Origin of the sequence: Actinomadura mexicana, from assembly GCF_900188105.1 — a bacterium.
In the GTDB taxonomy this organism is placed as follows: domain Bacteria; phylum Actinomycetota; class Actinomycetes; order Streptosporangiales; family Streptosporangiaceae; genus Spirillospora; species Spirillospora mexicana.
In genome coordinates, this window is record NZ_FZNP01000002.1 from 29818 (window position 1) to 52236 (window position 22419).

Consider the following 22419-nt stretch of genomic DNA (forward strand, 5'->3'; position numbering starts at 1 on the left):
GAAACCACAGGTTTCGAGTGAACCGCCTCATCGGCCCTGCAAACGGCGGAGCGCTCCTGCTGGAAGAGGGGCCGCCCCGCGACTCCTAGCCGGGCTCGCTGTCGTCTGAGGGGTTGTAGTGGGCGTCGTGTTGCTGGCGGGGGGAGCAGACGGAGGCTGAGGGGCAGGAGCAGCGGCCGCCGCTGTTCAGGCGGACTGTGACCTTGTCGGACGGGACGTTGCGGCCCACGACCTGGCCTGGGCCGTTCGGGGTGTCCACGCGCGATCCCAGGGCCGGCATGGTGTCGTGCGCCTTGACGTACAACGGGTGCTCGTACTTGAGGCAGCACATCAAGCGGCCGCAGGCGCCGGCTATGCGGAGGGGGTTGACCGGGAGGTCCTGTTCCTTCGCCATCCGGACGGACACGGGTTCGAAGTCCTTGAGGAAGGTGGCGCAGCACAGGTCGCGGCCGCAGGGGCCGATGCCGCCCTGGAGGCGGGCCTCGTCGCGAGGGCCGACCTGGCGCAGTTCGACGCGGGCCTTGATGCCGCGGGCCAGGTCGCGGACGAGGGCGCGGAAGTCGACGCGGTGCGGGGCGGTGAAGTAGATCTTGAAGATGTTGTCGGCGTCGAGGTAGTCGACGCCGATGACCTTCATCGGGAGGTCGTGCTTGCGGATGAGGCGCTTGGCGATGAGGCGGCCCTCGGCGCGGCGGCGGCGGTTGGCCTCGTCGCGGGCGAGGTGCTCGTCGGTGGCGGGGCCGGCGCACTCGGGGAGGCCGTCGACGTCCTCGGAGACCCACTGCGGGGCCCACACGCATTCGGCGACCTCGGGGCCGGAGTCGGTGGGGACGAGGACCTTGTCGCCGACCTTGGGGCTGTGCGCGCCCGGATCAAGGTAGAACAGGCGGCCGTAACGGGTGAAGCTGACGGCCATCATCATGCCCACGTTCGCTCCGTTCGCCCGGTTTTGTGCGACCCACTCTAGGTCTCACCAGGCGGCGTCGGCGAGATCCTCTGCCGGGACGGTCGGGACGCCCTGCGCGTACAGGTCGCCCGCGGTCGCGATGACGCCGTGGCCGGTGTGGGCTATGTCGAGGCCCGTGGGGTCGCCCTTCACCTTCTGGGTCCACAGGGTCTTGGCGGGGCTCCCCTGCAGCGTGAAGGTCTGGAGGGTCAGTTCGGAGTTCTTCGCTATGGCCGCGATAAGGGAGGTGCCGTCCCGGCTCATGACGGCGTTGGAGCTGCCCTTGGGGAGGGGCATGACGGCCTTGCTCGTCTTGAGGTCGCCCCCAGCGCCGTTGGTGTCGAGTGTGCGGACCTGGTGCCTCGCCGAGCCGACCGGGCTCCAGACGAAGGACAGCGTGGTGCCGGACCAGGAGAGGCTTCCGACGCGGGCGCGCAGCTTGGTCGTCCACACCTTGTGGACACCGGTCTCCGGCGTGACGACGTCCACGCGGGCGCTCGCGCCCTTGTAGGTGACGTAGGCGAGTCGTGCGCCGTCCGGGGTCGCGGCGAGGTCCGACCAAACGGTGGAGGCGCCGGGGACGGTGGCCTTCGGGATGGGCTTGAGGTCCTTGGGACGCCCGTCGTCCAAGCGGAGGCGCTCGAAGGTGACGTCACGGGCGCCGGGGGTGGCGACGATGTACGAGCCGTCCTTCAGCGCGGCGACGCGGTGGAAACGGCGGCCCTGCGGGGCGGCGATGGGCAGCCCCACGTTCGTCCCGGTGCGCACGTCCCGGACGAGGAGGGAGGCGCCCTTCTCGGTGACGCCGACGACGAACGGCGGTTCGGTCTTCTCGGCCTTGGCGGCGGGCTTGGCCTCGTGCTCCTTGTCCGCGGCACGCTGGTGGCGGTGCACCATGTCAACGCCCCCTCCGATGAGCAGCGCGGCGGTCGCGGCCACGCCGAGAGGGACGAGACCCTTCCACGAGCCAAGCCGGGTACCCGGGTCCTCGCGCCTGCCGTCGTCCATGGGGTTGCCTACCTAACCTTCCTGCCGGATCGCCCGTCGTTTCTACCGCATCTGGATCGCGACAAAAACCCATGAACGCGGAGTTACCAAGTCGTGAGCCGCCTCAGCCGAGGGAAGCGCGGGCCGCCTCGACCAGGGACGCCCGGTACGACCCGCCGAACAGCGCCACGTGGACGAGCAGCGGGTGCAACTGGTGCAACGGGACGCGGGAACGCCATCCGTCCGCCAGGGGCGCGGCCTCATCGTAGGCGCCGAACACGGCGTCGAGGTGCGGCGCCCCGAACAGCGCCATCATGGCGAGGTCGGTCTCGCGGTGCCCGCCGTGCGCGGCCGGGTCGATGAGCAGCGCCCGCTCGCCCGTCCACAGGACGTTTCCCGACCACAGGTCGCCGTGGATGCGGGACGGCGGCTCCGGCGGTCCGGCGAGCGTCTCGATGTCCGCCATGACGCGCTCCACCAGGCGGACGTCGCCGGACGACAGATGCCTGGCCCCGAGGCGAAGAAACGGTTCGAGGCGGCGTTCGGCATACCAGGCGGGCCAGGAGCGATCGTCCGGAGTGTTGTCCAAGGGGAGGTCGGCGATGAAGCCGTCCCAGGGCGCGCCGTAGACGTCGGGGCGGTTCCCGGTGTGCAGGGCGGCCAGTTCCCGTCCGAGACGTTCGGCCGCCTCGCGGGACGGTGGAGCCGAGTGCAGCCACGGCAGGACGAGCATGTGCTCGTCCGCCGCGACCACCTCGGGGACGGGCGTCCCGGGGCCCGCCTCCCCCAGCCAGCGCAGCCCGGCCGCCTCCGCCGCGAACACGCCGGCCGGGTCCTGCGCCGCCTTCACGAACACCTCGCGGCCGTCGGCCAGGGAAGCCCTGTGCAACGTCCAGGAATGGCTGGAACCGAGGTCGTGCACCTTCTCGACCCCGGTTCCGAGCAGCGTCTCCAGCCGCACGCGCTCAGGCGTCCTCAAGCGCCGAGCGGATCTCCTTCAGCAGGGCGGGCATCGCCGCCTCCACCTGCTCCAGGACGAGGTCGAAGTCGGCGCGGCCGCCGTAGTAGGGGTCGGGGACGTCGAGATCGCCGTCCGCGTCCGGGTCGAACTCGCGCAGCAGGCGGATGTTCCCGCGCGCCTGCCGGTTCGGTGCCATCGAGCGCAGCGCCTGCCGGTGGCTCGCGTCCAGCGCGATGATCATGTCGTACCGGTCGAACCAGCCGGCGTCGAACTGCCGCGCGATGTGCGCCGACCGGTAGCCGGCGCGCTCCAGTGCCGCGGCGGTCCGCTCGTCGGCCGCGTCGCCGACATGCCAGCCGCCGGTGCCCGAACTGTCCACCTCGACGTCCAGGCCCTCCTTCTCGGCGTGGTGGCGCAGGACCCATTCGGCCATCGGGGAGCGGCAGATGTTGCCCGTGCAGACGAAGGTGACTCGGTACGGCATCCCCCCATCATGCACGAGGGGTCCGCGGCCGTAGGACGCGGAAAGAACGCGACCCCCGGCCGGAGCCGGGGGTCGCGTCCTGGGGTGGTCCAGGCCGGGTCAGCGCGAGACGGCGTTCAGCGCGTCCACGATGCCGCTGCCGAAGAACCCGTTCTGGCCCTTCGAGCCTTCACAGGTCTGGGTGGAGGTGTGCTTCACCCACTGGCCGTTCGACTGGGTGTACCAGACGTACTCGACCGTCCGCGGGCTCGGGCAGTCCTTGGCGGTCGCGGTGCCGCGCAGCGTCCGCTCGACGAGGCGCGGGTCCAGCGTCAGGCCGCTGCGGTCCCGGTGCCCGTACTTGCTGACGATGAGCGCCGCGACGCCGACCGCGTGCGGGGACGCCATCGAGGTGCCCTGCAGCGACTGGTAGTAGGCGCACTTGTCGCCCTTGCAGCTGCGGATGATGTACGGCACGTTCGGCGTGCCGTCGGCGTTCAGCTCGCCGCGCTCCTTCGCGAGCCGCTCGGGGTAGGCCGCCCAGATGCCGCCCTTGTCGTCCGGACGCTGGCCGGCGTTGTCGACCTTGTCGCCGCCGGGCGCCGCCACCGCGACGTAGCCGTTGCCGAAGCTGCTGTAGTACGACTTGCGGCCGCTCGGGCCTGTGGCCGAGATCGGGATGACGTTCTGGCCCTCGGACGGCATCGACACGCAGCTCGCCGGGACCGTGCGGTCGTGCGGCTCCTCGCCCGGGGTGGACGGGAAGTCGGGGCTGCTGTCGTCCGCGTTCGTCTTGGTGTAGTCGACCAGGTCGTTGCCGGCCGCGGAGATCAGCGTGACGCCGCGCTCGTGCGCGAAGTCCAGGGCGCGCTGCGCCGCCTTGATGATCGTGCGCTGCTCCAGCTGGTCCTCGGGGCTGTCGGCGGGGTTGTCGCCGCAGTTCCACAGCCACGGGTCGATGTAGTACGACATGTTGACGACGTCGATGCCGTGCCTGGCCGCGTAGGTCAGGCCGTCGACGGTCGGCTGGAGGAAGAAGAAGCCGGAGTCCTGGCCGACGCGCAGGTTCACGAGCGACACGTTCGGCGCGACGCCCGCCATGCCGAGGCCGTTGCGGGGCGAGGCGATCGTGGACGCGACGTGCGTGCCGTGGTCGTTGTCGTCCCAGTCGTTGGGGTCGACGCACGACGTGAACTCGCAGGGCCCGTCGACCTCGTTGCCGTTGGCGTCGGTCGGGATGTCGTGGGTGAAGTTGCGGCTGAGCTTGCGGTTGAAGTTCGGCGCGATGTCCGGGTGGTCGCCGTCCACACCGGTGTCGAGGACGCCGACCAGCACGCGCCGGTCACCCGGCTCCTTCTTGTAGGAACCGTCCGCCGTGGCGTGCATCTGCTTCATGTCCCACTGCAGGTCCGCCAGAGGCTCGGTGTCCTTGGACGGCTTGCCCGCGGGGGCGGCCTGCTGCCTGGCGCCGTGGACGGCCCCGGTCAGCTTCTCGACCTTCGGGGCCTTCTTCTTGGCCTTGGGCGCCTCGCCGATGATCCGGTTGTGCGCGACGCCGTCCAGCGCCCGCTGGTTCGTGACGGCGTGGATGAACTCCGGGTTCTGGGACGTCACGGTCGCGACGCCCACGTCGCGGTTCTCGTGCACGACCTTGCCGCCGGCCGCCGAAACGGCCCGGTGAGCCTGTCCGAGGGACGCGCCGTCCCGGTAGAGGACGACGTACTCCGAGACCTCGCCCTTCGCCTGTGCCGGGGCCGGAGCTGCGGATGCTGGGAACGCGAGCGCCGTCACGGTGGTGACGGCGCACGCGGCGGAAATCAAGGCTCGCCGCAAGGCAGACCTCCTGGCTGTGGGGGTTAACCAACCGGTTTTCGGTCGATCAGCCAGCGAACGTTACGGGGGCGCTCATTGAGAGTCGCGTACGGAAATGTAACGAATGGGGACAAATTATGTAAGCCCCACCCGTATCACCCGTGACGCAACGCCAAGGTCAGCGCCTCGAACGCCAGCTGCGGGTTGACGTTCGCCGCCAACCGCTCCCTGCAGTCCATGATCGCATCAAGGCGCCGGAGGGTGTCCTCCGGGCGCCCGTCCCCCGCGGCCGACCGCAGCTCGGGGCCGAGCTCGATGTTGACGAGCTCGCTGCCCGCCCCCAGCTGCAACGTCAGCACGTCCCGGTAGTAGGACGCGAGGTCGAGCAGCGTCCGGTCCAGGGCGTCGCGCAGGATCCGCGTCGCCCGCGACTTCTGCCGGTCCTCCAGCTCCTTGAGGGCGCCCGCCGTTCCGCGCGGCATCCGCCCTTTCTCGCTCTCGCCGAGCGCCTTGCGCAGGGCGGAGGTCTCCACGTCGTTCAGCTCGGCCGTCTGCGCGTCCCGCTCCGCCTTCGCCGCGCTCACGAGCGTCTCCGCCGCCGCGACCGCCGCGCTCACCCCCGTCAGCCTGCGCGGCACCGCCACCACCTGCTCGCGCACCCGCCGCATCCGCGGATCCGAGGCGAGCCGGCGCGCCCGGCTGATGTGCCCCTGCGCCGCCCGCGCCACCACCTCGGCGGTGTCGCGCTCCACGCCGTCGCGCTGGACGAGGAAGTCGGCGATCGCCGCGATCGGGGGCGTCTGCAGGGTCACCAGCCGGCAGCGCGACCTGATCGTGACGAGCAGGTCCTCCGGCGACGGCGTGCACAGCAGCCACACCGTCCGCGGCGGCGGCTCCTCGATCGCTTTCAGCAGCGCGTTCGCGGCGCCCTCGGTGGCCCGGTCGGCGTCCTCGAACAGCACGATCTGCTGAGCGCTCCCGCTCGGCGAGGACGAGGCCCGCAGCACCAGCGCCCGGGCGTCCCTGATGCCGAACGACAGCCCCTGCGGGCGGACGACCTCGACGTCCGCGTGCGTCCCCTGGAGAACCTGGTGGCAGGACGCGCAGTGCCCGCACCCGCGCGGCGTCTCCGTGCACTGCAACGCGGCGGCGAACGCCCGCGCCGCGGTCACGCGCCCCGACCCGGGCGGCCCGGTGAACAGCCACGCGTGCGCGAGCCCGCCCGTCCGCCCAGCCGCCGAGGACAGCTGCGCGATGACGGTCTCCTGCCCCACCAGGTCGTCCCACACGCTCATGGAACAGAGGCTAGCGGGCTCAGAAGTCGGTGATGACCGGGAACGTGCTCGTGGCGTCCTCGGTGCCGAGCGGGACGGGGTCGGGCAGGATCTCCCGGATGCGGTACTGGATCTCCCGGCTCAGCTCGCCCTGCGGCCGGCTCGCGTCCAGGATCAGGTAGCGGTCCGGGTCGGCCTCGGCGAGGGCGTGGAAGCCCGCGCGGACCCGCTCGTGGAACTCCTGCGACTCCGACTCCATGCGGTCGGCGGGGGCCGACAGCCGCCGCAGGCCCGCCTGCGGCGGGATCTCCAGCAGCACGGTCAGGTCCGGGACGAGCCCGCCGGTCGCCCAGGCGTTGACGCGGGCGATGTCCTCCACCGGCAGCTGCCGGCCGAAGCCCTGGTAGGCCAGGGACGAGTCGACGTAGCGGTCGCTGACCACGATCACGCCGCGGTCCACCGCCGGCTTGATCACGTTGGCGACGTGGTCGGCGCGGTCGGCGGCGTACAGCAGCGTCTCGGCGCGGTCGGACAGGCCCGTGGTGTCGCGGTCCAGCAGCATCGCGCGCAGCCGCATCCCGATCTTGGTGGCGCCCGGCTCGTGCGTGGTCACCACGTCGTAGCCGTGGTCGCGGAGCCAGATCGCGGCGAGCCGCGCCTGCGTCGTCTTCCCCGCGCCCTCACCGCCCTCGAACGCGATGAACACGCCGCGGTTGCGGCGGACGGGCTGCGGCGCCGCCGCGGCCTGCTCCGGCGGCGTGTAGATCTCGCCGTGCAGGGCGGCGCGCAGGTCGGGGACGAGCGGGACGCCGCGCCGGTCGTCCAGCCGCCGGTAGGCCAGCAGCCCGGCCGGCAGGGCGATGACGGCCGCGACCAGCAGGGCCACGCCGGTCCCGTAGGCGTCGTAGACGCCGCCGCCGAGGTCGAGGCGGTGGGACCCCACCGCCGCCGCCAGCAGCGGGACGGCGGCGAACGCGAGCAGCGCCGCGATGAGCGCGACCGACCGCAGGTACGCCGCGGGGCGGGCGTCCTCCGGCGCCTCGGGGTCGTGCACCGCCGCCTTCGCGGTCGACCAAGCGGCCCCGGCGAAGACGCCGAGGAACCCCGTCGCGAACACCATGACGACGAGGTTCTGGACGAGGGCGAGCACGACCAGCGCGAGCGCGGCGGCGATCACCGCGAGGCCGAGGAGGCGGCGGCGGCTGAACGGGACGAGCACGCGCGGCCCGACGAACAGCCCGAAACCGAGCCCCACCGTGAGCGCGGTCAGGACGGAGCCGTACCCGGCGTCCCCGCCGCCCAGCTCGCCGGCGTGGACGCGGGCCACCGCCACGACCGCGCCCGCCGTGACGGACGCCGCCGCGATCGCGAGGCCGATTCCGCGCGCGGCGGCCGACCCCGCGCCCTGGAAGATCAGTTTCAGCGGCGACACGGCCGCGACCGGCTCGGTCGCCGGGATCTCGCCGGCCGTCGCCGCGACGGCGGCCGAGACGAGGAACAGGCCCGCCGTCACGTACACGGCGAGGTCGGCGCGGGAACCGGCACCGAGCGTCCCGTTCGCGACGAGCGCGAGGAGGGCGAACAGCAGCGCGGCGGCGGGCGCCGGGCCGTAGAGCACGCGGGTCGCGGCGCGGCGCGCGGCGAGCCGCAGCTCCTCGTCCGGGACCAGGGCGGGCAGGGCCGCGCGCGCCGCCGGAACCCACAGCAGGCTCAGGCACGAGACGAGGAACGCGGCGGCGAACGTCCACGGCAGCGCGTGCACCAGCGGCACCGTCACCACGACCACCAGCCGCAGCGCGTCCGCGATGATCAACATGAGCCGGCGGTCGACGCGGGCGGCGAGCAGCCCGGCGACCGGTGGGAGCACCACCGCGGGCAGCAGCATCAGCGCCAGCGTGCCGCCGACCGCCTGCGCCTGCGCCGCGGCGCCGTCGCCGCGCGTCAGCATCGCGGCCATGGCGGTCAGCGCGGGCACGCCGATCCACTGGCCTGCGCCGGACAGCGACAGCGCGATCCGGAGCCGCCGGAACGGCCCGATCGACGAAAGCGACGAACCGCCCGGCGGCGATGGCGCTGCGGGGTGCGGCCGAGGTGCGCCCGTTCTGGTCATGTCGGTCAGGGTATCGGCGTAGATGTCCCTATGAACCGGACTTTGCGGAGGTTCGACGCCGCGGCGCCGTCTTCTTCTTCCCGCCGCCCGCGGCGACCTTCTCCCGGCGCTCCGCGAGCAGTTCCGCGGCGCGCTGGATCGTGATCGACTCGACCTCGTCGCCCTTGCGCAGGCTGGCGTTCGTCTCGCCGTCGGTGACATACGGGCCGAACCGGCCCTCCTTCACCACCACCGGCTCCCCGCTCGCCGGGTCCTTGCCCAGCTCGCGCAGCGGCGCCGCGGCCGCGGCGCGGCGGCCGCGCTGCTTGGGCTGCGCCAGCAGCTCCTTCGCCCGCTCCAGCGTGACCGTGAACAGCTCGTCCTCCGAGCCGAGCGACCGGCTTTCGGAACCCCTCTTGATGTACGGGCCGAACCGGCCGTTCTGCGCGGTCACCGGCTCGCCGTCCAGCTCTCCCAGCGTGCGCGGCAGCGACAGCAGCTTCACCGCGTCGTCGAGCGTGATCGTGTCGAGCGACATCGACTTGAACAGCGACGACGTGCGCGGCTTGGCGGCGTCGGCCTTCCTCGTCCGCTTCTTGCCGTCGGCCGGCGGCGCCGGCTCGGGCAGGATCTCGGTGACGTAGGGACCGAACCGCCCCGACTTGGCGACGACCGTGTGGCCGGTCCCGGGGTCGGTGCCGAGCTCCCGGTCGCCCGACGGCTGCGCGAACAGCTCCTCGGCCTTCTCGGCGGTCAGCTCGTCCGGCGCGATGTCCTCGGGGATGTTGACGCGCTCGCCGTCCCGGTCGAGGTAGGGCCCGTACCGGCCGACCCGCACCATGATGTCGGTGCCCTTGATCGGGAACGAGCTGATCCCCTTGGCGTCGATGTCGCTGATGTCGCCGACCAGCTCCTTCAGGCCCTCCTCGCCGGAGTCGCCGAAGTAGAACCGGCTCAGCCAGCGGACGCGCTCGGCCTCGCCGCGGGCGATCTCGTCGAGACCGTCCTCCATGTGCGCGGTGAAGTCGTAGTCGACCAGGTTGCCGAAATGCCGCTCCAGCAGGTTCACCACGGCGAACGCCAGGAACGACGGGACGAGCGCCGTGCCCTTCTTGAACACGTACTCGCGCGCCAGGATCGTCCCGATGATCGAGGCGTAGGTCGACGGCCGCCCGATCTCCCGCTCCTCCAGCTCCTTGACCAGGCTGGCCTCGGTGTAGCGGGCCGGCGGACGGGTCGAGTGGCCCTCGGCGTCCACGGCGCTCGCGGTCAGCGGGTCGCCCTCGGCCAGGTTCGGCAGCCGCCGCTCCTGGTCGTCCCGGTCCGTGGCCGGGTCGTCGGCGCTCTCCACGTAGGCCTTGAGGAAACCGTGGAACGTGATGGTCTTGCCGGTCGCGCCGAACTCGGCGCGCTCGTCCCGCGTCGAGACCCCGGTGACCCGGATCGACACCGACTGGCCGACGGCGTCCTTCATCTGGGACGCGATCGTGCGCTTCCAGATCAGCTCGTACAACCGGAACTGGTCGCCGGACAGGCGCGTCTCGGCGGGCGTGCGGAACGTGTCGCCCGCCGGGCGGATCGCCTCGTGCGCCTCCTGCGCGTTCTTCACCTTGGACGTGTAGACGCGCGGCTTGTCCGGGACGTACTCGCCGCCGAACAGCGACGCCGCCTGCCGCCGCGCCGCCGTGATCGCCGTCTCCGACAGCGTGATCGAGTCGGTTCGCATGTAGGTGATGAAGCCGTTCTCGTACAGCTTCTGCGCGACCGACATCGTGTACTTGGCGGAGTAGTTCAGCTTGCGGCTGGCCTCCTGCTGGAGGGTCGTCGTGCGGAACGGGGGGTACGGGCGGCGCGTGTAGGGCTTGCGCTCGACCGACTTGACCTCGAACGGGCGGCCGCGGAGCCGCTCGGCGAGGGCCGTCGCCGCGGCCTCGTCCAGGTGCAGCGCGTCCCGCGTCTTCAGGGCGCCGTCGGAACCGAAGTCGCGGCCCTGCGCGACGCGCCTGCCGTCCACCGAGACGAGCCCGGCCTTGAAGGCCGTCGGCTCCTCGTCCCCGCCGGTGTCGAACTGGGCCGCGATGTCCCAGTAGTGGGCGGGGACGAACGCGATCCGCTCCCGCTCCCGCTCGACGACCAGCCGCGTCGCCACCGACTGCACGCGGCCCGCCGACAGCTTCGGCATGACCTTCTTCCACAGGACGGGGCTGACCTCGTACCCGTAGAGGCGGTCCAGGATGCGGCGCGTCTCCTGCGCGTCCACCAGGCGCATGTTCAGCTCGCGCGGGTTCGCGGCGGCGCGCTGGATCGCGTCCTTGGTGATCTCGTTGAAGACCATCCGGTGCACGGGGACCTTCGGCTTCAGGACGTCCTGGAGGTGCCAGGCGATCGCCTCGCCCTCCCGGTCCTCGTCCGTCGCGAGGAAGAGCTCGTCGGCCTCGGCGAGCAGCTTCTTGAGCTTCTGGACCTGCTGGCGCTTGTCGGAGTTGACGACGTAGAGCGGCTCGAACCCGTGCTCGACGTTCACGCCGAGCTTCGCCCACGGCTCGCCCTTGTACTTGGCCGGCACCTCCGAGGCGCTTCCGGGCAGGTCCCGGATATGGCCGATACTGGACTCCACGATATAGCCGCGGCCCAGGTAACCGGCGATCGTCTTCGCCTTGGCGGGCGACTCGACGATCACCAGGCGCGTCCCCGCGCCGTTGCCCGGGCCACTGCTCGCGGTGCCGTTCTTGGCTGGCACAGTCGCTCCAACCTCGCTGTCTCGGGTTCTCTGGTTCAGGCTCTTCCTACCGGCTTCGTACAACGTCGCGTGACGGCGTGTTTGTGCCCGCGCCTTCTCGCCACCGCCTCGCGATCATCGTGCCGCCCCCGCTGAGGGGCGGGATTCTCACCGCCGCACGCCCCCGACAGGATGACATGCCGCCGCGCACGGCGCGGACCGGGAGGCCACGGTACGGTGCCGCACGGCCGGTAGACCACGTAATAATGGTCGCAATGGCGGAGTACACCTACCTCGTTCTGTCACTGCCGCGCGGTACCACACGCGACGCCGCCCGGCAGGTCATGACCGAGCACGCGGAGCACGGCGGCTGGGAACTCGATCGCTTGCGCCTGTACCCGGACGGCCGCCGTCGTATTCAACTGCGCCGCAAGGTCATCCGCGCCGTCCGTACGTTCTGACCGTTCCCAGCGACCTGTCCGGAGCGTAGCACTGCGTACGGATTCCCTGACGTGACGTTACTGTGTCCGCCGCAGGCACGCCTACACCCGCCCGTCAACACGACTTAGCCCGCGTCCACCCGCCCCGCGGACAAAACCTCCCCCGCCTGCGGGCACTCGCATCGCCCACCCCGCGGACACGACCTCCCCGCCTGCGGGTACGGCTTCGCCCGCCCCGGTCCGCGCCTCCGGGACGGGCGAAGGTCTTCCGCACACCGGCCCTGAGGCCGGCTCACCCGCGGTCTGGTGGATCTAGCGGCGGCCCACCCGGACCCGCCGGGTCAGCGCCAGGGTTCCGATCGCGGCGGCCAGCAGCCCCGAGACCGCCACCAGCAGCGTCGCGCCCACCCTGGTCCCCGGCGTGATCGTCTGCGTGGACGCGACCGGGCTGATCCGGCCGATCTCGTCCGGCACGTCCGCGATCCTGGCGGTGGCCGCGCCGTGCACGTCGACCGGGACGACCGCCGTCGCGGGCAGGGCGATCGTGCCCGGCGCCCCCGCGGCCGGCCGGACGCGCTGGGCACCGGCCCTCACCGGCGCACCCTGTCCGATCAGGCCCTGGGCCTGGGGAAGCGCCTTCGTCCCGGGAAGCACGGGCGACGCACCGTTCACACCCGGAAGACCGGCCGCCGCGCCACGGCCGTTCACCTTGGGGAGACCGGTGCCGCCCGGCAGGGCCTGCGTGTCCAGGAGCGAGACGGCCGCCGGGGCGTCGTCGCCGCCGAGCGCGGTGCGCTGGTTCCGGCCCGCGGACTTGCCCTGCGCCGGCAGGCCGTCGACCAGGCCGGCCCCGCCGCTCAGGACGGGAACGCCGTCGAGGCCGCCGACCGCGGGCGGGTCGATCTTCGAACCGGGGCGCGGGGCGGTGCCGGCCGTCCGGGAGTAGGGCTCGTACCCGCCGTTGCCGGGCTCTTCGCACACGGCGGAGGCCCGTCCGACCACGGCGGCGGCGTTCCCGCACACCTCCGCGGGGACCTGGACCGGCGCGTTCGCCTGGTTCCCGGAGCCGGTGCCCTGGTCGCCGGACGTCTTGGCGCCGGAGCCGTGCGGACCCTTGACGAGCGTCTGGCCGTTGCACGCCGCCGCCGCACCGCCGACGACGGCCGCCGCGTTGCCGCAGACCTCGGCGGGGACGGAGATCGGGGCGTTGCCCTGGTTTCCGGAGAGGATCCCGCGCACCCCGGAGGTCTGCTGGTCGCCGCCGGAGCCGCTGCGCACGTGCGCGCCGCCCTCGCAGAGCGCGCCGGCCTCCCCGACGAGCGCCGCGGCGTTGCCGCAGGCCGTCACCGGGATGCTGATCGGGGCGTTGCCCTGGTTTCCGGAGAGGATGCCGCGGGCGCCGGAGGTGGTCTGCCGCCCCGTCCGGTGGCCGCCGTTGCGCACGGAGGCGCCGCCCTCGCACGCCGCCACCGCGTTGCCGACCGCGTTGCCGCAGACGTCCACCGGGACGCTGATCGGAACATCGGCCTGGTTGCCGCTGCCGACGCCGCGGACGCCGGACGTCTTCTGCCTCGATCCGGTGTTCCCGCCGCTCTTGACCTTCGAGCCCCCGTCGCAGCCCGCGAGCGCCCCGCCGACGACGGCGACGGCGTTGCCGCACGCGTTGACGGGCACCGAGATCGGGGCCTTGACCTGGTTGCCCGCGAGGACGCCGCCCGTCCCGTCCGTGGTCTGGCCGCCCTGGCCGCTGCCCTTGACCTTGGCGCCCCCCTCGCAGCCGGCCTTCGCCCCGCCGACGATGGCGACGGCGTTGCCGCAGGCGTTCACCGGCAGGGAGATGGGGGCGTTGACCTGGTTCCCGGATCCGACGCCGCGCTTGCCGGACGTCCGCTGGCCGCCGCCGCTGCCGCCCTGGTCGACCTTGGCGCCTCCGCGGGACTTCGCCTTGCTGCCGCCGACCAGCGCGACGCCGTTCCCACTCACGTCGACGGGGGCGGAGATCGGCGCGTTCACCTGGTTGCCGCTCAGGACGCCGCCGTGGCCGGTCGTGACGTCGGCGAAGGCGTTGACGGGGATGGCGCTGACGCCGAGGGCGACGAAGCCTGCGGTCAGCACGGCACGCGAGGTGCCCTTTGCCCACGTTCGCATGATGCTCCTAAAGAAGAGTTGGTGGAGAAGAGACATGTGTGTCTCGGGGGGAGTGCCGCGCATGAGGGCACGGCGGAAGACCGGATCGGCGTGCCCGAGCCGCACGGGCACGCGTCCGGAGACTGTGGTCAGGAACTAGTCGGGCGCGAAGGAGGGCTCGTCCGCGGCGGTGCGGACGGCCGGCGGCACCGCACCGAAGACAGGGCGCAGCGATGCGCGATGAGGTGCGGGGGCCCATGTCCCGGCCGCCGGGAACCCGGCGGCGGCACCGGTCATGACGAAGCCGCCGGACGCCGAATGCGTACCCGGCTTCTCAGGCGCCGGCATCGGCGCAGGGTGGTGCTGGACGACGACATGGCGGGCCGCATGGCCGACGCTCGGTCGTGTCCGGGAAGAGCTGGAAACAGCGGGCGCCGGCCGATGGTGCGTCTCGGGCGCGGCCGCGACCTCGGTCACGACCGGCCTGGGCTCCTGCTCGGCCACCGGCTCGACCCGAACATCCGGCCGAGGCGGTGACACGTCCTGCGCGACCTTCTCTGCACGCGGCTCGGGCGCCACCATGTGCACGACCCCGACCGGGTCGGCGACGCCGGGCGCCTCCCGCACCGGCGGGCGCTCGCGAACGGTCTGGACCGCGTCGCCCAGCAGGGGCGTCTTCTCGACGACCCCCGTCACGGGCGCGGGCGGCGGCTCGTCGGCGTGCGCGGACTGCGCCGCGCACCCGAGGAGCCAGCCGGCGATCAGCAGCCCGCCGAGGACCAGCAGGCGCCGCACGGAACGTCCGAGGGCAGCACGGCGCAGCAGGACGGATACCGCCCCGACACACACCGCGCCACCTGCCACCGGAAACCCTCCGCTGCGACCGATCCGTCCTCAACAGAGAGTGACGCTAGCACCACGGAAGGCTCTGGTGATGGCAAATTCAAGAGCGATCAAGGAATTTGTCGAGAACCCTGACGCCGAAGCGCAGCCCGTCCACGGGAACGCGCTCGTCGACCCCATGGAACATTCCGGAGAAGTCCAACTCTGGGGGCAATTTCAGCGGCGCGAAACCGAAGCACCGCATGCCCAGCGTGGAGAACGCCTTGGCGTCCGTCCCGCCGCTCAGGCAGTACGGCACCGGCAGCGCACCCGCGTCCTCCGAGGTCAGCGCCGCCTCCATCGCCGCGACGAGCGCGCCCTCGTAGTCGGTCTCGACCGCGCGGTCATGGTGGACGAAATCTCGTTGAACGTCCGGACCGAGAAGTTCGTCCACCACCGAGAAGAATTCCGACTCATGCCCGGGAAGAAATCGTCCGTCCACCTGAGCCGTGGCGGTCTGCGGAATCACATTCGCCTTATAACCGGCATCCAGCCGCGTCGGATTGAGCGTGTTCCGCAGCGTCGCCCCGATCATCCGCGCGAGCGGCCCGATCTCCTCAAGGCACTTTTCCGGATGTTCCTGGTCGAACTCGACGCCGTACGCCATGCAGGCCCGCTCCAGAAAAGCCCGCACCGACTTCGTCAGCCGCACCGGGAACTCGTGCGCCCCCAGCCGCGCGACCGCCGCCGCCACCGCCGTGACCGCGTTGTCCGGATGCACCATCGACCCGTGCCCGGCCGTCCCCCTGGCGGTCAGGTTCATCCAGGCGATGCCCTTCTCCGCCGTCTCGATGAGGTACATCCGCCGGTCACCGGGCACCGTCAGGCTGAACCCGCCGACCTCCCCCACGGCCTCGGTGCACCCCTCGAACAGCTCGGGATGCTCCCGCACCAGCCAGTGCGCGCCCCACTTCCCCCCGGCCTCCTCGTCGGCCAGGAACGCGAGCACCACGTCCCGCGGAGGTCTGCGCCCCTCCCGCATCCGCTGGCGCGCCACCGCGAGGATCATCGCGTCCATGTCCTTCATGTCGACGGCCCCGCGCCCCCAGACGCACCCGTCGGCGATCTCCCCGCCGAACGGATCGCGCGTCCAGTCCTCCTTGCGCGCCGGCACCACGTCGAGATGCCCGTGCAGGAGCAGCGCGTCGCGTGCCGGATCCTCCCCCTCGATCCGCGCGACCAGGCTCGCCCGCCCCGGATGCGACTCGAAGATCTGGGTCTCCAGCCCGACCTCCTCCAGCTTCTCCGCGACGTACTCCGCCGCCACCCGCTCCCCCGGCCCCGAATGATCGCCCGGGTTGCTGGTATCGATCCGGATCAGCTCCTGGCAGAGCCGGACGACCTCGTCCTCAGCGGTCGGCTGCCGAACCACATTGATCACCTCGCGTCGCTTGCGTACCGTCCCATGGTGCCCCGCCGATCGACTTCGCCGCGACTCGCCACCTTTGGTATGGTGAACTCCGCCGCCGCAGCCCCGCTGCGGCCTGCGACCGGTCCGGGTGGCGGAATAGGCAGACGCGCTAGCTTGAGGTGCTAGTGCCCTTTACGGGGCATGGGGGTTCAAGTCCCCCCTCGGACACTTCACGACAAAGTGGGGCAGATGCTCATCTGTCCCATTTTGCGTTTCTCTGGTTTTCCGGCGAGGGACGTCTGCGTACATGGCGGTGCCGGGCAGCAGGTGGCGCAACCGCTCGGCCGGCGGGCGGTGGCCCTCCGGGGCGGGGTAGTCGTGACCTCGATCTACCCGCCGGTGGCCCACCACGACCGCACTGGTGGAGGACGTCACCCGGACCGCGACCGCGGCGCCGTCTTCGACCCGCCGCACGGCGCTAGGCGGTGGAGATAGCCGAAGTCGCCGAGTGGGGCGCGCAGAAGGCGGAAGCCCTGGCGATAACGCAATCCGCGGGGATCGTGCCACCGTGACATCAAGCTGCTGCACGAGGTTCTTGCGGTGGTTGCCGGCGGCGTTCGGATCGGTGGGGTCGCGGTTGACGGTGTACTTGGTGGCGAGGACGAAGCGATCCCGGCGTCCGGCGAGCAGTTCGCCGACGACCCGTTCGCTGTGCCCGTCCCCGTAGAAGTTCGCCGTGTCCACGACGTTGCCGCCGGCGTCGGCGTAGCGGTCGAGGACCCGCCTGGCGTCCGCTTCGGGCAGGCCGCCGCCGGGCCGCCGTAGGCCATCGTGCCGAGGAAGAGCTCGGAGACGCGCAGGCCGGTGTTGCCCAGTAGTCGGTATCGCAAGTCAGCTCCTGGATCGGTGTGGAAAGGCGAGGGCGCTGCGGGGCCGGGTGCCCCCGCGGAAATTCACGTCCCGCTGCGCGCTCGCAGCGGTGCCAACGCCCCCGCCCACGCGACCAGCTGGTCCAGCATCTCGCTGAGGGCCTCCTCCTGGTGCGGCATGGGGCGGAGGTGCTGGAGTTCCTCGAAGTCGGCGAAGAGTCCGAGCCCGACCTGGGCCGACACATCGGCGATCTGAAGCTCGCCCATCATCGACCGGAGCTGCTCGACGGCCCGCGCGCCGTGGGGAACGCGGTTACCGCCGAGCCCCGGAACCGCAGGTTTCACCGTGCTGCTCCGCGGGTCATGCTCGCTGCTGGTCGACGGCCTCGCACCGGTCGCCGTCGGACCCGGCGACGTGATCTTCACACCGCGCGGAGACGGCTACGGCATGGCCGACGACCCGGCCACACCGTTGGTCGAGGCCGTGCACCCGCCGCGGCGGCCAGCCGAAGACGGCGATGTGGTGACGCTGTGCGGCGGCTACCGGCTCGACCCGGACCGCACCCACCCGCTGCTGCGCGACATTCCCGCGGTGCTCCACCTGCCCGCGCAGGTCGGACGGCACGACGACCTGCGCACGACACTCGACGCTCTCGGCCGGGAGCTCGGGACCTCTCGTCCCGGCGGCGCGGCGCTCGTCCCGCTCCTTCTCGACATGCTGCTGCTGCACGTGCTGCGCGCCTGGTTCGAGAACCGGCCGCGCGATCCCGGTGGCGCGGGCTGGGCCGCGGCACTGGCCGACCCGCCGGTCAGCTCGGCGCTGCACGCCATCCACCAGGATCCCGCGCACGCCTGGACCGTCCAGTCGCTCGCGGATCAGGCGGGGCTCTCGCGGGCGGCGTTCGCCCGCCGGTTCACCACCGCGACACGCCAGCCGCCACTGACCTACCTGACCTGGTGGCGGCTGACCGCCGCGGCCAGCATCCTCCGCGAGACCGACGCCCCGCTGGAGCAGATCGCCGCCCAGGTGGGCTATTCGTCGCAGGTCGCTCTCGCCAACGCTTTCAAGCGGCAGTACGGCGTCCCACCCGGACGGTTCCGCCGCACGGCACGGACGTGACGCACCCCTGCCTCGGCGCGGGACCGGCCGAGGATTCGCGGAGTGGCATCTGCTTCTGCTTGAACGCCTTGAAGGCACCGATGCCGACCATCTGCTCGACCGGCTCGTCACCCATCCCCAGCTCGCCGGTCCCGAACTCACCTACCTCCAAGCCCGCCGCGCGATCCAGACCGGCGCTCCAGACAGAGCTCGTGGCCTGATGCGCGACTGTCGGAAAGAGTCGCCCGGTCATGAGGGCTTCCTCGCGTTTGCGAATAGGACCAGCGCCCATTGAAGGTCACCCACGTCGCCGGCACGCAGCCGAGCGCCACTCAAATGCAACTGAATCGGTGGCAAATGTAACCGCGTCTCCGTTACCTTTGGCGCGTGAGCATGAATCTGGACGACCTGGTTGAACGCCTGCGCACAGTGGGCGGCGACTCGTCGGACGTGGAGGTCAAGTCGGCCGCCGGCGGGCTGCCGCAGTCGTTGACCTCGACACTCAGCGCCCTGGCGAACCTTCCGGGCGGCGGCACGATCATCCTGGGGCTCGATGAAGCGACAGGCTTCCGCCCCGTGCCGCTCACCGACCCGCAGAAGCTCAAGCAAGGCATCGCCGTGAAGGCACGCTCCTTCACTCCGCCCGTCCGGATCACCATGGAAGACGGGGTTGTCGAGGGAATGCCGGTCGTCGTCGCGCACGTGCACGAGTGCGATCCTTCGGCCAAGCCGTGTCGCGTGAGCGGATCCGGCACAGCCTACCTGCGCGGGTACGACGGGGACTTCGAACTGTCATCCCTCGAGGAGCAGGCATTCCTCGCCGCACGACAGCCACCCCTGTTCGACCGGACCCCGGTCGACAGCGCCACCCGCGACGACCTCGACCGTGATCTCGTTGAAGGCTTCCTGCGATCGGTGCACGAACGGGACCCCCAGGGGCTGGGCCGTTTCGACGACAGCGCGGAGCTTCTCCGCCGTGCGGGGGTGACGACGCCCAACGGGACGCCCACGGTCGCCGGCCTGCTGTCTCTGGGCATTCACCCGCAGGAATGGTTTCCTCGGTTCGTCATCCAGGCATCGGCCGAACCACTGCCGAACGACCCAGTGGGATCACGCGCCCGCAACCAGGCCACCATCACCGGCCCGATCCCCCGCATGCTCGACGAGGCACTCGCCTGGGCAAGACGCACCTTCGACACCGCAATCGTCTCGGCACCCGATGGCACCGTCCACGACGAACCGGCCTTCCCCCTCATCGCCTTCCGCGAGATCATCGCCAACGCGCTCGTGCACCGCGACCTCGACCACTGGTCGGCGGGCATGGCCATCGAGGTACGCCTGCGCCGTGACCGCCTCATCGTCGCCAACCCCGGTGGCCTTTACGGCATCACCGTCGAGAGACTCGGTCGCGAGGCCGTCACCTCGGCCCGCAACGCCCGGCTCGTCGCCATCTGCCAGCATGTCCGCACCCCCGACGGCGGCGCTCGCGTCATCGAAGCCCTCGCCACCGGCATCCCCATCGTGACCAAAGCCCTTGCCGAAGCGGGACTCCCACCCGCCCACTACATCGACGCCGGCATTCGCTTCACGGTCCTCCTCCGGAGGGCCGCCTCCACCACGCGGCGCGGCGACGACCTCAACCAGACAGAACTGCGCGTCTACGACGCGTTGGCGGCCGGCGCGCGTACCGTGGCGGAACTCCAGGATCAGCTGAACCTGACCGCCCCCAACATCCGCAAGGGCCTCCGCGAGCTACGCCGCCGGGGACTCATCGAACAACACGGCGGAAGAGGCCGAATCACCACCTACCATCGACCGGCGGACTAGCCACCCGAACCTCCGATCGTGATCCGGCACGGGTCACGAGCGGGCACCAGCGAGGCCATGGGCTGTCGGGGCGTGTCGCCCCTCGGACACATATCGTTCGAACATGTGGGGCTCCGGAATTATTCGGGCCTCCACTTCGTGTTTCCGCACCGTCCCGCCGGTCAGGCGGTCGTCAGTTCGGTGAGGTCGGCGAGGACCTCGGAGGCGGTGATCGCGTCCAGTTCGGAGAAGCGCCGGGGCCGGGACTCGGTCCGCCGACCGAGGCCGGCGTCCTGGTCGAGCCGGACGCGGGCGATGCGCTGCTCGGGCCACTGGCCGATGTCACCGGCGATGACGCCCGGATCGACGTCGATGACGAGGGTCCGGCCGCCGGGCAGTTTCCGGAGAACCGTGGGAACGGAATCAGGATAGACGAGGGGGATCCGAACAACCCCCAGCCTGCTCAACGAGTCGACCATGTCGTTGTTCGCGTCAAAGGAAAAGTGATCGGCCGAGATGGTCAGCCATTTGAAGGGTCCATCAACGAGAACTGGGATCAGGCCCTGGTCCCCTTGTCGGAGTGATTGAAATGGGATAGTTGGAAATCTCCATGCTAAGGTCGATCTCGTGGTCGTACAGTTTCCTGACATGCGCCGTAGCCTCATCGAGGCCCTACAGGCGCTCTCGGATCTGGAGTATCAGCGTCGCGTCTGGGTGGAGCGCAACTACCCCCAGCCGGGCTTCTATGATGACCTGACCCACAATGTCAAAGTCCTGTACGACGACACCTTGGTCGCAGAGGACCCGCGAGCTCAGATCGGTGTGACGCTTGAGAGCGAGGCTGAGGCTGCGGCGATCGAAGGTCTGACCGCTGTCCTAGATCCTCTCTTGGACTCCTCGCCCACCGAACTCGAAGACGCTCAAGTGATCTCCCGACCCGAATGGAGTGCCGTTGTGAGGGCGGCACAGGCGGCTGTCGGCATCATTCGCTGAGTACCGTGTCGCCTGATCGTTGAGCCGCACGGGGCCGCCCCCGCCACCGCACGCACGGGGCCGCCCATGATGCGGCATGCGCGCTCGTCATCAACGTCCAGGAAAATGACCCGGCAACTGCCTGACGCCCGTCTGCCTGGCCTTGTGGATTCGGTGCCATCCGTCGATGACGATCGGCGCCTCCACGGCGATGGCGGACTTGAGGACGATCGTGGTGCCGTCGTCCAGGTGGACGCGCTCAACGGCCGACAGCGTCCAGACATGGATGGGGTCGCGGCTGACCGCTCGGGCGACACCACCACCCCGCGGAGCTAACGGTCAACCCGCATCGTCCGACCCAGTACGTACGATCGGCGACGGCGCCGCTCCACCGGGCGTCGACCTGGCGACATGCAGATCGTTACGGAACGGTTCCCCGAAGCTGACCCCGCTCCTCGGAGGCGACTTTGCCCAGGCACACGATTGGTTTCGTCTATGTCCTCAGCAACGAGGCGATGCCGGGAATCGTCAAGGTCGGCATGACGACGAAGCTGGCTGAGGATCGCGCTCGGAAGCTCCAGCACACCGGAGTCCCCCTACCCTTCGACGTGGAGTTCCGCTCTGCTACCTCCCACCCCAGAGCTGTCGAATCGACCGCCCACGTCGAACTGGCCCCTTTTCGGGTGGCCCCGAATCGCGAATTCTTCAGATGCCCTCCTTCCGTCGCCATCGGAGCGGTCGAAAATGCTCTGCTGGACGCCGCCGGTCTGCCCGCCTGGGCCACAGATCACCAACATTTTGTTAAACATGGTGACCGCATCGCGATCACCATGCGTGCCGGTGATCTTTTCGTCGTACTTTCCTACCCGCACCTTATGGCGCGGCAAGCCGACCCGATTGACATCTGGCAAGCACACAGCAACGGCGACAGCCTTGAATTGATGGGATCCGCTACCCCTGGTCATGTCGCCGGGTTCAGTGACGGCGATCCCGGTGGTGAGGCTGATCCCGTCCCCTATGTCGACCGCGCGGGCACAACGCCCAACGGTTCTATCAACGGCCGCGAGCGCTTGATGCCCGGCGAACGCCTCCTCTGGCTTCGCCCTGTCGCTAACGGCGAGTCCTGCGCGCTTGCCATGTTTGAGATGCAAAACCACTGCCAGGTCATAAGCCGCACCTGGAACTTGAAGCTGACTCCGCACGGCCACCCACTTATCCTAAACATTCCTTCCATCGAGGAACTGCCTCCGTGCGCGGTCCGAGCAGTAAGAGGAGCGATGCGAATGGCCTTTCCACGACGATGGGCGCCTCGAAGTCCCGATCCAACGGAAGGATGGACTCCAGTAGCCAGTGACCCCCCGCCCCCGGAGTACTGGCTCAGACAGCTCGAACCTCCGACACGCCGGCGCGGGGACCGCATTTGACCGATCCCGTGGATCCCGGCAATCCCAGATGCGGCGGGCAGGCGGGTGTGCCGTGCGCGGGGTTCTCCGCACTCGATTCGGAACCGGCACGCGGATGTTTATTCCGTCTTCTTGCAGCGAGCAGATACTCAGCCGGACAGCTCCATATAGCGTCGGGCCCGCACACGGTCACTCTGCGTACGGACCCGGCTAGCGCTA

General features: G+C 70.7%; 19 protein-coding genes and 1 tRNA gene. 6 read left to right on the forward strand and 14 right to left on the reverse strand.

Annotated features, from left to right (window positions below):
- Positions 1 to 85 precede the first annotated feature (85 nt).
- From CHC11_RS04665 to topA, 8 genes are all read right to left on the reverse strand, one after another.
- On the reverse strand, positions 86 to 922 hold the full coding sequence (locus CHC11_RS04665; RefSeq protein WP_089311009.1) for a PSP1 domain-containing protein: 837 nt from the start codon (positions 920 to 922) through the stop codon (positions 86 to 88).
- 48 nt (positions 923 to 970) lie between these two features.
- Positions 971 to 1954, reverse strand: a complete 984-nt coding sequence (locus tag CHC11_RS04670) for a TolB-like translocation protein (protein ID WP_089310362.1) — start codon at positions 1952 to 1954, stop codon at positions 971 to 973.
- Between the two features lie 103 nt (positions 1955 to 2057).
- A complete protein-coding gene (locus tag CHC11_RS04675; protein ID WP_089310363.1) occupies positions 2058 to 2912 on the reverse strand; it encodes a fructosamine kinase family protein in 855 nt (284 codons plus the stop codon).
- A complete protein-coding gene (locus tag CHC11_RS04680; RefSeq protein ID WP_089310364.1) occupies positions 2899 to 3378 on the reverse strand; it encodes a low molecular weight protein-tyrosine-phosphatase in 480 nt (159 codons plus the stop codon). Before CHC11_RS04680 ends, CHC11_RS04675 begins: the two co-directional genes overlap by 14 nt.
- 99 nt (positions 3379 to 3477) lie before the next feature.
- The gene (locus CHC11_RS04685) at positions 3478 to 5190 is read right to left on the reverse strand and encodes a S8 family peptidase (protein WP_089310365.1); all 1713 of its coding nucleotides are present in this window, start codon (positions 5188 to 5190) and stop codon (positions 3478 to 3480) included.
- A gap of 134 nt (positions 5191 to 5324) precedes the next feature.
- On the reverse strand, positions 5325 to 6464 hold the full coding sequence (locus CHC11_RS04690) for a DNA polymerase III subunit delta' (RefSeq protein ID WP_089310366.1): 1140 nt from the start codon (positions 6462 to 6464) through the stop codon (positions 5325 to 5327).
- A gap of 19 nt (positions 6465 to 6483) precedes the next feature.
- A complete protein-coding gene (gene tmk, locus CHC11_RS04695; protein ID WP_089310367.1) occupies positions 6484 to 8553 on the reverse strand; it encodes a dTMP kinase in 2070 nt (689 codons plus the stop codon).
- Positions 8554 to 8581: 28 nt separating this feature from the next.
- Entirely contained in the window at positions 8582 to 11272 is a 2691-nt protein-coding gene (gene topA / locus CHC11_RS04700) for a type I DNA topoisomerase (protein WP_245918752.1), read from the reverse strand.
- Between the two features lie 254 nt (positions 11273 to 11526).
- Here topA and CHC11_RS04705 point away from each other — a divergent pair, with 254 nt between their 5' ends.
- Complete coding sequence (locus CHC11_RS04705) at positions 11527 to 11712, forward strand: DUF5703 family protein (RefSeq protein WP_089311011.1); 186 nt, start codon at positions 11527 to 11529, stop codon at positions 11710 to 11712.
- A 291-nt stretch (positions 11713 to 12003) separates the two neighbouring features.
- Here CHC11_RS04705 and CHC11_RS04710 read toward each other — a convergent pair whose 3' ends face one another.
- The 3 genes from CHC11_RS04710 to CHC11_RS04720 form a co-directional block, all read right to left on the reverse strand.
- On the reverse strand, positions 12004 to 13839 hold the full coding sequence (locus CHC11_RS04710; RefSeq protein ID WP_179278686.1) for a chaplin family protein: 1836 nt from the start codon (positions 13837 to 13839) through the stop codon (positions 12004 to 12006).
- A 135-nt stretch (positions 13840 to 13974) separates the two neighbouring features.
- Complete coding sequence (locus tag CHC11_RS04715; protein WP_089310369.1) at positions 13975 to 14613, reverse strand: hypothetical protein; 639 nt, start codon at positions 14611 to 14613, stop codon at positions 13975 to 13977.
- 148 nt (positions 14614 to 14761) lie between these two features.
- The gene (locus CHC11_RS04720; protein WP_089310370.1) at positions 14762 to 16081 is read right to left on the reverse strand and encodes a M20/M25/M40 family metallo-hydrolase; all 1320 of its coding nucleotides are present in this window, start codon (positions 16079 to 16081) and stop codon (positions 14762 to 14764) included.
- A 112-nt stretch (positions 16082 to 16193) separates the two neighbouring features.
- On the opposite strand from CHC11_RS04720, the gene CHC11_RS04725 reads away from it, so the two are divergent.
- Positions 16194 to 16279: transfer RNA gene (locus CHC11_RS04725), tRNA-Leu, on the forward strand.
- On the opposite strand, the gene CHC11_RS04730 is transcribed toward CHC11_RS04725, so the two are convergent.
- Both CHC11_RS04730 and CHC11_RS04735 read right to left on the reverse strand, forming a co-directional pair.
- Positions 16244 to 16936: an aldo/keto reductase gene (locus tag CHC11_RS04730; protein ID WP_342749961.1), complete on the reverse strand. Its 693-nt coding sequence runs from the start codon at positions 16934 to 16936 to the stop codon at positions 16244 to 16246. The genes CHC11_RS04725 and CHC11_RS04730 overlap by 36 nt on opposite strands.
- A 68-nt stretch (positions 16937 to 17004) precedes the next feature.
- Positions 17005 to 17265, reverse strand: coding sequence for a hypothetical protein (locus tag CHC11_RS04735; RefSeq protein ID WP_089310371.1), 261 nt, complete (start codon positions 17263 to 17265; stop codon positions 17005 to 17007).
- Here CHC11_RS04735 and CHC11_RS04740 point away from each other — a divergent pair.
- Together CHC11_RS04740 and CHC11_RS04745 are read left to right on the forward strand one after the other, a co-directional pair.
- Complete coding sequence (locus tag CHC11_RS04740; RefSeq protein WP_245918916.1) at positions 17189 to 18040, forward strand: AraC family transcriptional regulator; 852 nt, start codon at positions 17189 to 17191, stop codon at positions 18038 to 18040. The genes CHC11_RS04735 and CHC11_RS04740 overlap by 77 nt on opposite strands.
- A 372-nt stretch (positions 18041 to 18412) precedes the next feature.
- The gene (locus CHC11_RS04745) at positions 18413 to 19846 is read left to right on the forward strand and encodes an ATP-binding protein (protein ID WP_089310373.1); all 1434 of its coding nucleotides are present in this window, start codon (positions 18413 to 18415) and stop codon (positions 19844 to 19846) included.
- A gap of 161 nt (positions 19847 to 20007) precedes the next feature.
- Here CHC11_RS04745 and CHC11_RS04750 read toward each other — a convergent pair whose 3' ends face one another.
- The gene (locus tag CHC11_RS04750) at positions 20008 to 20292 is read right to left on the reverse strand and encodes a hypothetical protein (protein WP_143226924.1); all 285 of its coding nucleotides are present in this window, start codon (positions 20290 to 20292) and stop codon (positions 20008 to 20010) included.
- Between the two features lie 160 nt (positions 20293 to 20452).
- On the opposite strand from CHC11_RS04750, the gene CHC11_RS04755 reads away from it, so the two are divergent.
- On the forward strand, positions 20453 to 20818 hold the full coding sequence (locus CHC11_RS04755; protein WP_089310375.1) for an SCO4402 family protein: 366 nt from the start codon (positions 20453 to 20455) through the stop codon (positions 20816 to 20818).
- Positions 20819 to 21336: 518 nt separating this feature from the next.
- Entirely contained in the window at positions 21337 to 22221 is an 885-nt protein-coding gene (locus CHC11_RS43760; RefSeq protein ID WP_425427288.1) for a GIY-YIG nuclease family protein, read from the forward strand.
- Positions 22222 to 22419 lie beyond the last annotated feature (198 nt).